This is a genomic window from Amycolatopsis speibonae, assembly GCF_042647925.1.
Lineage (GTDB): Bacteria > Actinomycetota > Actinomycetes > Mycobacteriales > Pseudonocardiaceae > Amycolatopsis > Amycolatopsis speibonae.
This window is the reverse complement of record NZ_JBHRWK010000005.1, coordinates 56,315-70,590: the sequence shown is the minus strand read 5'-3', so window position 1 is coordinate 70,590 and position 14,276 is coordinate 56,315. Positions and strand designations below refer to the sequence as shown.

General features: G+C 69.5%; 13 protein-coding genes. 9 read left to right on the top strand and 4 right to left on the bottom strand.

Annotated features, from left to right (window positions below):
- Window positions 1-118: 118 nt before the first annotated feature.
- A complete protein-coding gene (locus tag ACFOSH_RS02410; RefSeq protein WP_378236936.1) occupies window positions 119-1,156 on the top strand; it encodes a metallophosphoesterase family protein in 1,038 nt (345 codons plus the stop codon).
- A 533-nt stretch (window positions 1,157-1,689) separates the two neighbouring features.
- Here the strand turns inward: ACFOSH_RS02410 and ACFOSH_RS02405 are convergent.
- The 3 genes from ACFOSH_RS02405 to ACFOSH_RS02395 all read right to left on the bottom strand — a co-directional run bounded on the left by ACFOSH_RS02405 (window position 1,690) and on the right by ACFOSH_RS02395 (window position 6,319).
- Complete coding sequence (locus ACFOSH_RS02405; protein WP_378236934.1) at window positions 1,690-2,775, bottom strand: iron-siderophore ABC transporter substrate-binding protein; 1,086 nt, start codon at window positions 2,773-2,775, stop codon at window positions 1,690-1,692.
- A gap of 113 nt (window positions 2,776-2,888) precedes the next feature.
- The gene (locus ACFOSH_RS02400) at window positions 2,889-4,646 is read right to left on the bottom strand and encodes an ABC transporter ATP-binding protein (RefSeq protein WP_378236933.1); all 1,758 of its coding nucleotides are present in this window, start codon (window positions 4,644-4,646) and stop codon (window positions 2,889-2,891) included.
- Window positions 4,643-6,319, bottom strand: coding sequence for an ABC transporter ATP-binding protein (locus ACFOSH_RS02395; RefSeq protein WP_378236932.1), 1,677 nt, complete (start codon window positions 6,317-6,319; stop codon window positions 4,643-4,645). The genes ACFOSH_RS02400 and ACFOSH_RS02395 overlap by 4 nt, the downstream gene beginning before the upstream one ends.
- A 92-nt stretch (window positions 6,320-6,411) precedes the next feature.
- On the opposite strand from ACFOSH_RS02395, the gene ACFOSH_RS02390 reads away from it, so the two are divergent.
- Window positions 6,412-7,455 carry a FecCD family ABC transporter permease gene (locus ACFOSH_RS02390; RefSeq protein ID WP_378236931.1) on the top strand — a complete coding sequence of 348 codons (1,044 nt, stop codon included), beginning with the start codon at window positions 6,412-6,414 and terminating at the stop codon, window positions 7,453-7,455.
- Between the two features lie 38 nt (window positions 7,456-7,493).
- Window positions 7,494-8,531: a FecCD family ABC transporter permease gene (locus tag ACFOSH_RS02385; RefSeq protein WP_378236930.1), complete on the top strand. Its 1,038-nt coding sequence runs from the start codon at window positions 7,494-7,496 to the stop codon at window positions 8,529-8,531.
- Here ACFOSH_RS02385 and ACFOSH_RS02380 read toward each other — a convergent pair.
- Window positions 8,512-9,363, bottom strand: coding sequence for a DMT family transporter (locus tag ACFOSH_RS02380; RefSeq protein WP_378236929.1), 852 nt, complete (start codon window positions 9,361-9,363; stop codon window positions 8,512-8,514). The genes ACFOSH_RS02385 and ACFOSH_RS02380 overlap by 20 nt on opposite strands.
- Before the next feature lie 41 nt (window positions 9,364-9,404).
- On the opposite strand from ACFOSH_RS02380, the gene ACFOSH_RS02375 reads away from it, so the two are divergent.
- From ACFOSH_RS02375 to ACFOSH_RS02350, 6 genes are all read left to right on the top strand, one after another.
- Complete coding sequence (locus ACFOSH_RS02375) at window positions 9,405-9,929, top strand: DinB family protein (RefSeq protein WP_378236928.1); 525 nt, start codon at window positions 9,405-9,407, stop codon at window positions 9,927-9,929.
- Window positions 9,930-9,946: 17 nt separating this feature from the next.
- A complete protein-coding gene (locus ACFOSH_RS02370; protein ID WP_378236927.1) occupies window positions 9,947-10,657 on the top strand; it encodes an MBL fold metallo-hydrolase in 711 nt (236 codons plus the stop codon).
- A 139-nt stretch (window positions 10,658-10,796) separates the two neighbouring features.
- Entirely contained in the window at window positions 10,797-11,900 is a 1,104-nt protein-coding gene (locus ACFOSH_RS02365; RefSeq protein WP_378236925.1) for an LLM class flavin-dependent oxidoreductase, read from the top strand.
- Window positions 11,901-12,013: 113 nt separating this feature from the next.
- Window positions 12,014-12,955, top strand: a complete 942-nt coding sequence (locus ACFOSH_RS02360; RefSeq protein ID WP_378236923.1) for an alpha/beta hydrolase — start codon at window positions 12,014-12,016, stop codon at window positions 12,953-12,955.
- Between the two features lie 33 nt (window positions 12,956-12,988).
- Window positions 12,989-13,444 carry a GbsR/MarR family transcriptional regulator gene (locus tag ACFOSH_RS02355; RefSeq protein ID WP_378236922.1) on the top strand — a complete coding sequence of 152 codons (456 nt, stop codon included), beginning with the start codon at window positions 12,989-12,991 and terminating at the stop codon, window positions 13,442-13,444.
- A gap of 9 nt (window positions 13,445-13,453) precedes the next feature.
- Window positions 13,454-14,269 carry a class I SAM-dependent methyltransferase gene (locus tag ACFOSH_RS02350; RefSeq protein ID WP_378236921.1) on the top strand — a complete coding sequence of 272 codons (816 nt, stop codon included), beginning with the start codon at window positions 13,454-13,456 and terminating at the stop codon, window positions 14,267-14,269.
- Window positions 14,270-14,276: the final 7 nt, after the last annotated feature.

Here is a 14,276-nt window from a genome sequence, read left to right as displayed (position 1 = left end):
CGGTTTTGGCCGGTCAAGTCCGTGAAGGCCTCTGGATCTCTCAAGGAGGGCTTCACGGACTTGCGCTGTTCAGATGCGCGACCGAATTCGGCCATAGAACGTGAGTAGCGTTCACATTATGGATCGAAGAGCATTTATGGTGACCGCCGGTGGCGCGGCGGCAGGGGCGGCGATGCTGCCGGGTCAGGCGGAGGCGCAGCCCCAGGCGCAGGCGAAGTGGGGGCCGCAGTGGCCGGTCGTCCGGTTCAACATCCTCAGCGACATCCAGGGTGATCTCACCGATTTCGGCAGCGCGCTCGACGATCTGCACGCGATCAACCCGGGCAGCGCGGGACTCGGTATCGCGGGTGACCTCACCCCGCGTGGCTACGACTTCGAATACGCCCAGCTTCGCGAGACCTTCGACAAGCACCGGCATCCGCGCGAGGTCGCCTGGGCCATCGGCAACCACGAGTTCTACGTCCCGAAATGGCGGGATCCCGACACGCTCGCGCAGGAGACCTGGCCCAACAACACGACCGAGGACTCGCTCTTCCGGAGCTTCTACCGGTTCGCGGGCCGCAACACCGTCTACAACGAGACGTCGTTCGGCGGGGTTCCGGTACTGTGCCTCGGAACCGAGCGCTACGCCAAGTATCACGACCCCAAGCTGTGGGACGAGGTCTGGATGAGCGACCGGCAGTTCACCTGGCTGGAACAGCGCCTCCGGTACTGGTCGATCCGGCGCAGCCCGGTGATGGTGCTGACTCATCACCCGCTGCCCAACACCGTTTCCGGTACGCACAACAAGCTCTACCGGTCCGATTACCTGCAGCCCGACAGGCTGCTCTCGATCCTCGGCCGCTACCGGGACGTGTTCCTCTTCTCCGGGCACACGCACTGGGACCTGAACCTGTCGGACTGGGTGGTCCGCCGGGTCGTCCCGGGCACCGGCAACCTCGAAGGGTTCACCGTGGTGAACACCGCCGCCGTCCAGGTCGGCTGGACCGACGACGGCAAGGGCGGGGAAGTGTCGCTCGGCGGCGCGTTCAACCAGGGGCTGCAGGTCGAGGTCTCGCCCGGCTCGGTGGTCATCAAGGCCCGTGACTTCACCACGAAGACCTGGCTCAAGCAGATCACCGTTCCGCTGCACGACTCCTGGGGATTTCCGCACTGATCGCGAGGCGAGCGTCGGTACAGCGGGTCGTGAGTGGCGATTCGGGTTATTGAGGTGTGCGCCGAATGTGGCATTGGGGAGTGAGTGTCCGCAATGCCACATCGGGGGCACCTTGGGGTTCGGTGCCTCGATGTCGTGTCCTGAAGAGTCCCTTTAGGACATTCCGCGGCGCGACTCAGGACACCGGAACCCTTGCGGACGTGACGCGAAGGGAACCTTCCCCGCATGCGATGCGACGAAATCCCCTTCACCCCGGCAGACAGGACACCTTTGCCTTACCCCTCAATAGAACCCGAATCGCCACTCGCGACCCATCCAGCCCGACGCGCAGCCGTTGTGACTACTGGTGTTTCTGGGGCAGGGTGTGCGATCGCCGGTTCCGTGAAGGCCTCCTTCACTACCTTCAGGGTAGGCAAGGAGGCCTTCACGGACCGCCGCTCATGGCCGCGACACCTCGGCCGGAGTCGCGCCGGCCAGAAACGAAACGGGGCCGCGAGCAGAAAGCTCGCGGCCCCGTTCCTTGCCGAATGGGCTCAGCCGGCCGGTTTGACCTCGGTCTTCGGGTCGCCGTCGACCGCGGCGGTCAGCTGCGGGACGATCCGGTCGAGCACGTACGGCAGGCTCAGCACGGTCACGAAGGAGACCGCGCTGCCATAGGTGCCTTCGTTCTCGATGAAGACCTCGCGCTTTTCCTTCGCCACCTTCAGGCCGGTGTAGAGCGCGTCCTTGCCGAGGATCTCCGCCGCCTTGGCCGGGGTGTCGATCAGCCACACGAGCGCGTCGCGGTCGAGCAGGTCGGTCCGCTCCGCGCTGAGGCTCTTGCCGAACTTGTCGCCGATGGCGGCGTCGAGGTCGGCAGGGAGCTTGAAGCCGAGCGATTCGAGGATCCTCGAACGCGGGTCCTGGCTGCCGTAGACGAAGTAGCCCTCGTAGGTCGACGCCATCAGCGCCGACTTGCCCTCGAACTCCGGGTGCTCCTTGCGGACCTGGGCGAACTTGTCCTCGACGCCCTTGACCAGTTCATTGGCCTTGGTCGCGCGTCCGACAGCCTGGCCGACCTTCTTGGTCGCCTCCTGCCACGGGATGCCGTAGTCGTTGTATTCCTTGGGCTGCGCGACCACCGGGACGCCGATCTGGGCCAGTTTGTCGTACTGCTCCTTGGTGAGCCCGGAGTACAGCGCGATGATCAGATCCGGCTTCAGCGCGGCGATCTTCTCGTACTGCGGCCCGTCGACGTCCTTGAGGACCTCGGGCAGCGCGGCGCCGCCGAGCTTGTCGGTCGCCCACGGGGCGATGGTGCCGGGGAACTTGCCGAGCCACTCGGTGACCCCGACCGGGATCACGCCGAGGGCGAGCAGTGCGTCCTGCTCGGTCAGACCGACCGTGACGACGCGCTTGGGCTCCTGGGTGATGGTGGTGCTGCCGTACTTGTGCTCGATCGTCGTCGGGAACGCGTTCGCGTCGACCGCCGAGCCCGCGGAGTTCTGCGCGGCCGGGGTCGTTGACTCGCCTCCTCCTCCGCACGCGGTGAGCGAGGCGGCCAGCACCAGGGTGGACGCCAGCACGCCGGCGGTCTTCAGGCGCCCTCGCACGGCGGAGAGAGTGGGGATTCGGGCCATCGTCCGTCCTTCTTGATCGGCGGTCCGGCGCACTGCCGGATTAATCGAGATTCAGGTTTGCCTAACCTAAGACGCCGAACGGCCGATTGCAACCGTCGCCGCTGCGTCCCGGATCACGTCCGTGAACGGTTGTCCGACCAGGCCGCCCAAAGGGTCGCGTACCGACCGCCGGAGGCCACGAGTTCGTCGTGAGTCCCGCTCTCGACGACCACGCCCGCGTCGAGCACGATGACGCGGTCCGAGGCCGCCGCCTGCGTCAGCCGGTGCGCGACGACGAGACCGGTCCGGCCTTCCAGCGCGGCCGCCGCGGCAGCTTCGAGGGTCTTCGCGCCCGCGCTCCCGGCTTCGGCGGTGGCCTCGTCGAGGATCGCGATCGGGGGATCCGCGAGGACCAGCCTGGCGAGCGCCAGTTGCTGGGACTGGGTGACTGTCAGCTGATGCCCGCCTTCGCCGACCACGGTCGCGAGACCCTCGCTCAGCGCTTCCGCCCAGCCGCGCGCGCCGACCTTTTCCAGCGCCGCCAGCAGTTCCGGGTCGGACGCGCCGGGCCGGGCGAGCCGCAGGTCGTCCGCCAGCGAACCGGCGAAGACGTGCACCTCCTGGCTGATCAGCGCGACAGCCTGCCGGGTCGCGGACGGCCCGAGTTCGTCGAGCGGCACCCCGCCGACGGAGATCGTTCCGGAGTACGGCGCGTGGATCCCGGCGATCAGCTTGGCCAGCGTCGTCTTCCCGGCGCCGCTCGCGCCGACCAGCGCGACCCGCTCGCCGGGGGAGAGGCTCAGGTCGACGTCGCGCAGTACCGGATGTCCGTCCACATAGGAGTGGGAGACCCCGGCCGCCTTCACCGAGGCATCGACGGGTTTCGCGGGCCGCTCGGGCTCGTGCGGGGCGGGCAGATCGGCGACACCGATCAGCCGGGCGAGGCTCGCGGCGGCCGCTTGCGCGTCGTCCACCAGTGCCAGCGCGGTGTTGATCGGGCCGAACAGGCTGTGGAAGTACAGTGCCGCCGCCGTCGCCACGCCGACGGTCACCGCGTCGGCGCCCACCAGCAGGAAGCCGGCCGCGAGCACGGCCGAGAGGCCGACGAACTCGGCGAGGTTGAGCCGGGCGAAGAACTTCGTCATCAGCCGGACACCGCGCAGCATCAGGTCCATCGCGCCCTCGGACCGCTGCCGGACCCGCTCCACGTGGGCGTCGGCGAGGCGGAAGGCGCGGACGGTCTTCGCGCCGCCGATCGTGTCGAGCAGTTGCTGCTGCTGTGAACCCGTCGCGATCCGCTGCTTCGCGTACAACGGGACGGCGTTGCGGACGTACCAGCGCACGGTGTGCAGCTGGATCGGTGTCGCCAGCAGCGCGGCCAGCAGGAACCGCCAGTCGAGGACGGCGAGGGCGCCGAGCGTCAGCACGATGGTGAGCACTGAACGGCCCAGTTCGGGCAAGGCGTCGCGGACCGCTCTCGCGACCACCGTGACGTCGTTGGTGACCCGGGCGGTCAGGTCGCCGGATCCCGCGCGTTCGACTTGGTCCAGCGGGAGGCTCAGCGCCCTGTCGACGAACCGTTCGCGCAGTTCCGCGAGCATGGTTTCGCCGAGCCTCGCTGTCAGCGAGACACCCAGCGCCGTCGCGATCGCCTGGGCGACGGCGACCAGGACCAGCCCTGCCACCGGGGTGGCCAGTTCGGTCGCGGGCCGTTTCTCGATGACGAGATCGACGATGTGGCCGAGCAGGCGGACGGTGAGCAGCCCGATCGCGGTCGCGCCGACGAGTGTCAGGAACGCGCCCGCGGCACGCGCTTTCGACGTGCGGAGCAGATCGCCGAGGACGGCGCGGATCCGCTTGCCGTCGGCGGTGGGGAGGAGTTCGCGGGTCATGACAGCACCGCCGCGCGGTAGTCGGCGCGATCGCGGGCGAGTTCGGCGTGGGCGCCCTCTCCGGTGACCCGGCCGCCGTCGAGGACGACGACGCGGTCGGTCACGGCGAGCAGGGCGGGACTCGTGGTCACCAGGATCGTGGTCCGTCCTTGTCGTAGCCGGGCGAGCCCGGTGACGATCTTCGCCTCGGTCACCGTGTCCACCGCCGTCGTCGGGTCGTGGACGACGAGCACCGGCGCGTCCGCGGCGAGCGCGCGGGCGAGCGCGACGCGCTGCCGCTGGCCGCCGGAGAGGGAGCGGCCGCGTTCGGTGACCGCGGTCGCGGTGCCGTCCGGCAGTGCCGCCGCGACCTCGTCCGCCGCCGACGCGGCCAGCGCCTCGTCCGGGGCGCTACCCACATTCTCCGCCAGCGTTCCTTCGAACAGATCCGCGTCGTGCGCGGCGACCAGGACGACTTCCCGCACCCGGTCGGGGTCCACAGTGGACAGATCGACGCCGTCGACGTGGACCTCGCCCTCGACGGGATCGCCCGCGCGGCCGAGGCAGTCGAGCAGGTCGGTCGCGGCGGCCGGGTCGGCGGCGACGACGCCGACCAGCTGCCCGGCCGGGATGTCGAGGTCGACCCCGCGGAGGCTGCCGTACGAGACCCCCGTGAGCCGGACGTTCCCGGTGGCGGGCGAGGGGAGCTCGCCGTCCCCAGGCTCGACCGCGGCCGGTGTGGTCAGCAGGCCGGCGACGCGGGACGCCGACGCGCGGCCCTGCGCCAGTTCGCCGTTGACCCACGAGAAGATCAGGAACGGGGTGAGCAGGAACTGGGCGAGCCCCACGGCCGCGACGAGGTCGCCGACGCTGATCGAGCCCGAAGACGCGAGGTTTCCGCCGACGAGGGCGACGATCGCGATGAAGATCCCGGTCAGCGCGAGCACCGCGCCGTCGTGCCAGGCCTTGGCCCGCGCGGCGCGCAAGGTCGCCTTGAGCGAGTTCTGGCTGGTGTCGCGATACCGGGCGACCGCGGCCGGTTCGGCGCCGATGCCCTTGAGCACCCGCAGGCCGGAGACCAGATCCGTGGCGATCCCCGAAGCGTGCGCGGAGCGCTCCTGCTCGGCTTCGCTGCGGCGCTCCAGCGGTTTGCCGATGAGATGCGCGAGGTACAGCAGCGGCGGCGTGCCCAGGAGGACGAGGAGACCCAGCGGCAACGAGATGCGCAGCAGGGCGACGGCACTGACCAGCACACCGGCGAGCGCGGCGATCCCGAACGGCAGCGCCGCGTTCACGACCCCGACCCGCTGCGCGTCACTGGTGCCGATGTTGACCAGTTCACCGGCCAGCTTGCCGTTCTCGGCGCCGCCGCCGGGATGCAGGACGCGCCTGCTGATCGCGAGCCGGAGGTCGTGCGCCGCCCGGAGCGAGGCGCCCTCGGCCGCTCGCGCGGCGAACCGGTAGCTATAGGACAGTCCCGCGAAGACCACGCCGAGCACGGCGAGCCAGACCACGAGCGTGCCGACCGAACCGCCGTCGACGGCCTGGTCGATCACCACGCCGATGATCACCGGGACGAGTGCTTCACCGCCCTGATGCCCGGCGGCGAGCACGGAAGCGAGCGTGACCTGGCGTCGCTGTCCGGAAATCGCCTGGCGCAGGACGCTCCGGCTGGTGGTGGCCGTTGCGGGCACCGGCGCCTCCGTTCGTGAGAGGTAGGTAAGGCTAGTCTAAGTTGATAGCTCGTTGAGGTGAACTCCGGCGCCTCATTCGCAAGGAGGGTCCCGTGGTCGTCACCGAACGCCCGCCCGCCGCGGCGTCCCCGCCCAGCGCGGCGGCACGGACGTTCCGCGTCGGCGGTCTGGTGCTCGGGCTCGCCCTGCTGGCGCTCGTGTTCCTGCTCAGCATCTGGGTGGGGTCGAAGAGCATCCCGTTCACCTCCACCTGGTCGGTGCTGTGGCACAACGACGGCTCGACCGAAGCGGTGATCATCCACGACCTCCGCATCCCGCGGACCCTGCTGGGAGTCGTCGTCGGCGCGGCGCTCGGCCTCGCGGGCGCGGTGATGCAGGCACTCACCCGGAACCCGCTCGCCGACCCCGGTCTGCTCGGGGTCAACACCGGCGCCGCGGCCGCGGTCGTGTCGGGTATCGCGTTCGTCGGTGTCACCGGAGTGCTCGGCTACATCTGGTTCGCCTTCGCCGGCGCGGCGGTCGCCTCGGTCCTGGTGTACGTCCTCGGCTCGGCGGGCCGCAGCGCCACACCGGACCGGCTCGTGCTCGCCGGTTCGGCCGTCATGGCCGTGCTCCAGGCGTACATCGTCGGGGTGCTGCTGCTGATGCCCGAGACGTTCAACCAGTTCCGGTTCTGGAACGTCGGCTCGCTCAGCGGCCGGAAATGGGACGTGTTCTGGCAGATCTCGCCGTTCGTCGTGATCGGCATGATCATCGCGCTGCTGCTGGCCCGGCCGCTCAACGTGCTCGCGCTCGGCGACCAGACCGGCAAGGCGCTCGGCGCCCACGTGGGCCGCACCCGGGTGCTGGGCGCGATCGTGGTGACCCTGCTCTGCGGCGCGGGCACCGCGGCGATCGGCCCGGTCCTGTTCCTCGGGCTCGCCGTGCCGCACGCCGCGCGCCTGCTGGTCGGCCCGGACCAGCGCTGGGTCCTGCCGTACTCGATGCTGCTCGCGCCGATCGCGCTGATCGGCGCCGACGTCGTCGGCCGCGTGCTGAACCCTCCGGAGGAACTGCAGGCGGGCATCGTCGTCGCGTTCCTCGGGGCACCGGTGTTCATCGCGCTGTGCCGCCGCAGGAAGCTGGCCCGGCTGTGACACCAGGAAAGGGGACCGCGATCAAGGAGTATCCACCGATGAGCACCCGCGTCCTGCGCACCCCGGGCGGCGGGCTGTCCCTGCGCGTCACCCCGCGGGCGGCGATCGTCGTCGTGGTGCTGGCCGTCGCAGTGTTCTTCCTCGGCGCTGTCAGCATGACCACCGGCGACTACCCGCTGAGCGTCGGCGAAGTCATCCAGACGTTGTTCGGCTTCGGAGACCGGAGCACCGAGTTCATCGTGACCACGTTGCGGCTGCCGCGGCTGCTGACCGCGCTGCTGGTCGGCGGCGCGCTCGCGGTCAGCGGCGCGATCCTGCAGAGCCTGTCCGGGAACCCCTTGGGCAGCCCCGACTTCATCGGGTTCACCGAGGGCGCGGCCGCCGGCGCGCTGCTGACGATCATCGTCGTGCACGGCGGGATGCTCCAGGTCTCGTTCGGCGCGCTCGTCGGCGGCATCGTGACAGCGGCGCTGATCGCGCTGCTCGCGTTCAAGGGCGGAGTGCACACCTTCCGGCTGATCCTCGTCGGGATCGGCGTCAACGCGATGCTCATCGCGTTCAACTCGTACCTGATCACCCGGGCCGCCCAGCAGGACGGCCTGGCGGCGCAGGCCTGGCTGGTCGGCGGTCTCAACGGGCGCGGCTGGGAGCACGTCGTCCCGGTCGCGATCGCCATCGCCGTCCTGGTCCCGCCCGCCTTCGTCTACGGCAGAAGGCTTTCCCTGCTGGAGATGGGCGACGACTCGGCCATGGGGCTCGGCGTGCCTGTCCAGCGGAGCCGGATCGTGCTCCTCGGCGTCAGTGTCGGGCTGTGTTCGATCGCGACGGCGGCAGCCGGTCCGATCGCGTTCCTGGCGCTCGCCGCGCCTCAGCTGGCGAAACGGCTCACCCGGTCTTCGGGACCCGGGCTCGCCGCCGCCGCGCTGATGGGCATGCTCCTGCTGGTGGTGAGCGATCTGGTCACCCAGCAGTTCCTGGCCGGTCTTCCGGTCGGTCTCGTGACCGGGGCCATCGGCGGGCTGTACCTGGCCTGGCTGCTGGTGTCCCGGCGCGGGGTCAACCGAGCTGCGCGCTGACCGGCTCGATCGGGGTGGGCTCGCCGAAGCGGGCCAGCGCCAGCGCCGCCGAAACCGCGAGCGCGAAACCGACCACCGCCACGGCCGCGAACCCGGGCCGCGTGGTGTCGCCCAGCACGACAACCCCGATCAGGGAAGGGAAGACGGTCTCGCCGATCACCATCATCGCGGTCGAGGTGGTGACACTGCCGCGCTGCAGCGCGGTGGCGTAGAACAACATCGCCAGCGCGCCCGCCACGCCGAGGGCGTACGTGGCCGGATCGGTCAGCAGGTCCAGCGGGGCGAGGCTGGTGAGCACGCGGCCGGAAAGGGCGACCACGCCGAAGCACAGTCCGGCGATCAGGCCCAGCGCCGGTGTCCGGATGCGTCGCGACGCGCGGCCGGCGAACATCCCGGCCGTGCCGAGCACGACCACCGCGCCGATCAGCACGAGCCGGAAACCCAGGCCGGTCGCGTCCGAGCCCTCGCTCTCCGCCGACATCCCGAGCAACGCGAGCCCGGCGCAGACGACCGCGACCGCCGTCCACTCGCGACGTCCCAGCCGGACGCCGAGCACCCGCGCCGCGACCGCGGTCACGGCGAGGCTCGCCGCCAGCGCCGCCTGGACCACGAACAGCGGAAGCACGCGCAAAGCGGCGAGCTGGGCGACGAACCCGACGACGTCCAGCGCGAGGCCCGCGACGAACTTCCACTGCCTCAGCACCCGCACGAGGAGCCGGGGATCGACGCGGTCTTCGGCGCCTGAAGTCGCCTTCGCCGCGATTGCTTGCATCACCGAAGCGACGCCGTACGAACAGGCCGCGAAGAGCGCGCAAATCAGTCCCCACCACATGAAGCGTCAGCCTAGTCCTGCTCGATGTGTAGAGTGACTGGATGTCGAACACGAGTTCGAGTGCCGCCGAGCCGGTGGCCCGGGCCTGGCCGGCCGGGATCGCCGAGGACGAAGCCGGGATCCAGTGGGACTTCCTGCGCTTCCTCCGCGCCACCGCGGTGAACAAGGTCGCCGGGCTGACCAGGGATCAGGCGGTCGCGACTCCGCTTCCGGCGTCCCCGCGGATGAGCGCGCTGGGGGTGCTCAAACATCTGACCGCGGTCGAGCGCTGGTGGCTCTCGATCGAAGCGGGTGGCGCCGAGCTGCCCTCGCTGTGGGAAGGCTCACCGGATCCGAGCTGGGATCTGACCGAGGACGACGACCCGCGTTCGGTCGTCGAGGCCTACCGCGCGGAGTGGGCGCTCGCGGAGTCGTCGCTGGCCGGGGTCTCGCCGGACGATCGCGCTCGCCGGTCGGGGAAGTTCACCGTCCGATGGGTGCTCGTGCACGTGCTCCAGGAGACCGCGCGGCACGCCGGGCACCTGGACATCCTCCGGGAGCTGGCCGACGGAACCACGGGCGAATAGGGCCGTAAGGTGTCCGCATGGCTGACAGGCTGTACTTCCGGCAGTTGCTCGCGGGCCGTGACTTCGCGGTGGGGGATCCCGTCGCGACGCAGATGGTCAACTTCGCCTATCTGATCGGCGACAGGGAGACGAACGAGGCGGTCATCGTCGACCCGGCTTACGCTGTCGGCGATCTGCTCGACCTGCTGGAAGCCGACGGCATGCGGCTCACCGGTGTCCTCGCCACGCACCACCACCCCGACCACGTCGGCGGCGAGATGATGGGCTTCTCGCTGCCGGGGATCGCGGAACTGCTGGAACGCGAGCAGGTGCCGATCCACGTCAACAGCGCCGAGGCGGAGTGGGTCCGCCGGATCACCGGCGTCTCCGAAACCGATCTGCGCTCGCACGAGCATGACGATGTCCTCGAGGTCGGCGCGGTGCCGATCCGGCTGCTGCACACGCCGGGGCACACCCCGGGCAGCCAGTGCTTCCTGGTCGACGGACGCCTCGTCTCGGGCGACACGCTGTTCCTCGAAGGCTGCGGCCGGACCGATTTCCCCGGTGGTGACGTGGAAGCGATCTACCGGAGCCTGCAGTGGCTGGCCGACCTGGACGGGGATCCGGTCGTCTACCCGGGACACCAGTACTCGGCCGAGCCGTCGGCGAACCTGTCGCGGGTGAAGGACACGAACTTCGTGTTCCAGCCGAAGTCGCTGGACGAATGGCGGCTGATGTTCGGCGGCTGATCCGCGTTTAGTCCTCTGGATGCGGTAGTTGCACGCGCAAGTGCCGCATCCAGAGGACGAAATGCGGAAGGCGTCCAGATCTCGGGATGCGAAGCCCGCCGATTGACCGGACCTGTCCGGGAAGCCGAAGCTCGGAACCGTGACGCTCAAGCTGCATTGGTTCCTGCCCACCACCGGCGACGGCCGGACGATCGTCGAGCACTTCCACGCCAGCCGCGCCGCCGGAGCGTCCGCCGCGCGCGAGCCGAGCCTTGACTACCTCGCCCAGGTCGCCCGCGCCGCCGAGGCCAACGGTTTCGAAGGGGTCCTGACGCCGACCGGGACCTGGTGCGAGGACGCCTGGCTGACGACGGCGGCGCTGATCCGGGAGACGCGAAGCCTCAAGTTCCTGGTCGCGTTCCGGCCCGGGACGGTCTCGCCGACGCTGGCCGCGCAGATGGCCGGAACGTTCCAGCGCCTCTCGCAGGGGCGTGTGCTGCTCAACGTCGTCACCGGCGGCGACGCTGTCGAGCAGCGCCGGTTCGGCGACTGGCACGATCACGACCAGCGCTACGCCCGCACCGGCGAATTCCTCGAGATCGTGCGCGGGGTGTGGAGCGGCAAGCCCTTCGACTACGACGGCGAACATCTCAAGGTCGAGGGCGCGACCACCCGCGCGGCGCCCGATCCGGTGCCACCGATCTACTTCGGTGGCTCGTCTCCGGCGGCGTTGCCGATCGCGGCGAAGCACGCCGACGTCTACCTGACCTGGGGCGAGCCGCCCGCGCAGGTCGCCGAGAAGATCGCCAAGGTCCGAGAACTCGCCGAGGAACAAGGCCGGAAGATCCGTTTCGGGATCCGGCTGCACACCCTTTCCCGTGACACGTCGGCGGAAGCCTGGGCGGAGGCGGGAAAACTGCTGGAGGCGGTCGATCCCGAGCGGATCGCGCACACCCAGAAACAGTTGTCCGCCAGCGAATCCGTGGGTCAGCAACGGATGGCGGCGCTGCATGGCGGGAAGACCGACGGCGGCGTCCGCGGACTGGAGATCCACCCGAACCTGTGGGCGGGCATCGGCCTGGTGCGTGGCGGCGCGGGCACGGCGCTGGTCGGCAGTCATCGTGAGGTCGCCGACCTCATCGAGGAGTACCACTCGCACGGCATCGACGAGTTCGTCCTCTCCGGATACCCGCATCTGGAGGAGGCGTACTGGTTCGGCGGAGGTGTCCGGCCGGAGCTGATCCGCCGAGGACTGCTGATCTAGCAGGTCCTTCGCCGCACTCGCCCGACACACCACGAGACTCCGGGCTTGACTTTGCTAGTGAGTTCAGTCAAGACTGAAATCACTAGCAAAGTTCTACTGGGAGGGTGACTGCGATGGATCGGTCTCCAGAGAAGGTGATGTTCACCAGCCTCGGCACCTCGTGTGCAGGCGACCTCTACTTGCCGGAGGCGGACGCCCCGGTGCCCGGCTTGGTGCTGGGGCACAGCGGCGTGATGGTCAAGGAGGCGTTGGCCGTGTTCGCGGCCTACTTCGTGCGCGCCGGATTCGCCGTGCTGGCGATCGACTACCGCACGGTCGGCGCCAGTGAGGGGGAACCGCGAGGTCAGGACCATCCGCTGCGGCAGGTGGAGGACTTCCGCAGCGCTGTTTCGTACCTGTGCGGCCGTTCGGAGGTGGACGCGGCGCGGATCGGCTTGTGGGGTGTGAGCGTCGGGGGATCGGTCGCGGTGCAGGCCGCGGTACTCGACAGGCGCGTGAACTGCGTCGTGGTGCAGAGCCCCAGCGTGTGGAACGGGTGGCGGTATCTGGAGCGCCTGGTCGGACACGCCGGTGTGCACGCCCTGCGGGCGCGACTGGACGAAGACTGGCAGCGCCGGTACGAGGGCGAGCCCAGCGCCCGGGTCCCGCACCTGAGCCTGGACGGGGAGTCCGTCCGGGACGCGCCGGATCTGGCCGCGAAGATGTTTCCCTCCTACCGCAACGAAAAGACGCTCGACTCCACCGAGCATCTGCTCACTTTCGCCCCGGAAGACCTCATCCACCGGTTGGCTCCGACTCCGCTGTTGATGATCGCCAACGGCGGCTGGGACCCATACCACCTGCTTGAGGAGGCGCAGAGCGCGTACGCCAAGGCGGGTGAACCGAAGCGGCTGGAGGTGCTGCCCTACGACGTCCTCGGGCTCTACACGGGACCGGGTCTCGACGAGGCGATGGCGCTGGCCGTGGACTGGTTCGACCGCTACCTGCGCGAGGCCCCCGCCGTCACCGTCACCCCGACACCCACTGCCGGGTCGGTGGCCGCCATGACACAGTGACAGCCCCGAGAAGTCAGCCGAGGAGGACGGGCGATGTCCGAAAAGGACAAGCAGGACGAGGTGCTGCGGTGGGTCGAGCGAGTGGCCACGTTCTGCGTGGAGGAATGGGCGCTCCCGCCGATCACCGGGCGCATCCTCGGCCTGCTGATGATCTGTGACCCGCCCGAGCGCTCCGCCGGCCAGATCGCCGAGACGATCCAGGCCAGTCGCGCCTCGCTGACCTCGAACATGCGCTTCCTCACCACCATCGGCCTCGTCCGCAAGGTTCGCGTTCCGGGTGACCGCACCACGTACTACCGCGTCGAGGACGACGCCTGGCACAAGGTGATCCAGCGCAAACTCGACAGCCTCGGCGCCTTCGGCGACATCGCCGACGAGGGGATGAAACTCGCCGGCGGCCGTGGGCCGCACACCGAACGCATCCACGCCGCGCAGGAGGCCTTGACCTGGCTTCGCGACATCGCGGCCCGCAATCCACCCAAAACCTAGGGACTTCTCGTGCAACGCCTGCGACTCGACCTGGATCCGCTCCGGGAAACCCTCCTGCTCACTCTCCAGGCGAAGGCCCTGGACGCCAAGACGCCCGACCCGATCCTCGGCGACGCCCACTCGGTCGGTATCGCCGAGGAGATCGACTACGACTTCGCCAAACTCAAACTCAAGCCCAGCCTTGTCTGCGGTACAGCCTTGCGCGCCAAGAAGCTCGACGAGGCTGTCCGGGCGTTCGTCGCCGACCATCCCGACGCCGTGGTGCTCGACCTCGGCTGCGGACTCGACACTCGTGTCCTCCGCTGTGACCCACCCGCCGGTGTCGACTGGTACGACGTCGACTTCCCCGACATCGTCGACCTGCGGCCCCGGTTCCTTCCTGACCGATCCCTGTGCATCGGCGCCGATCTGACCGAAGGAGGCTGGCTCGACCCGCTGCCCCGCGACCGGCCGGCCATGATCGTCGCCGAGGGCCTGCTGCCGTTCCTGCCCGGTGACACCTTCCAGCGGATGATCCGGGACCTGACCGCGCATTTCGCCACCGGCGAGCTCGCCATCAACGGCTACACGCGCTTCGCCGCCTGGTCGATGAAATACCATCCCACGATCAAGGCGATCGGCATCACCGCCGCCCAGGGGTTCGACGACCCGCATACCCCCGAGACCTGGAACGCCGGTTTGGTCATGCTGGAGGAGCAACTGCTCGTGGGCGCGCCGGAAGTCGCTCACTTTCCTCAGCCGCTGCGTGCGGCGACCCGGCTCATGAGCCACAGCACGGCTTTGTCCCGGCAGGGCACCCGGGTACTCCGCTACCGTTTCTCTTGATGGGCCA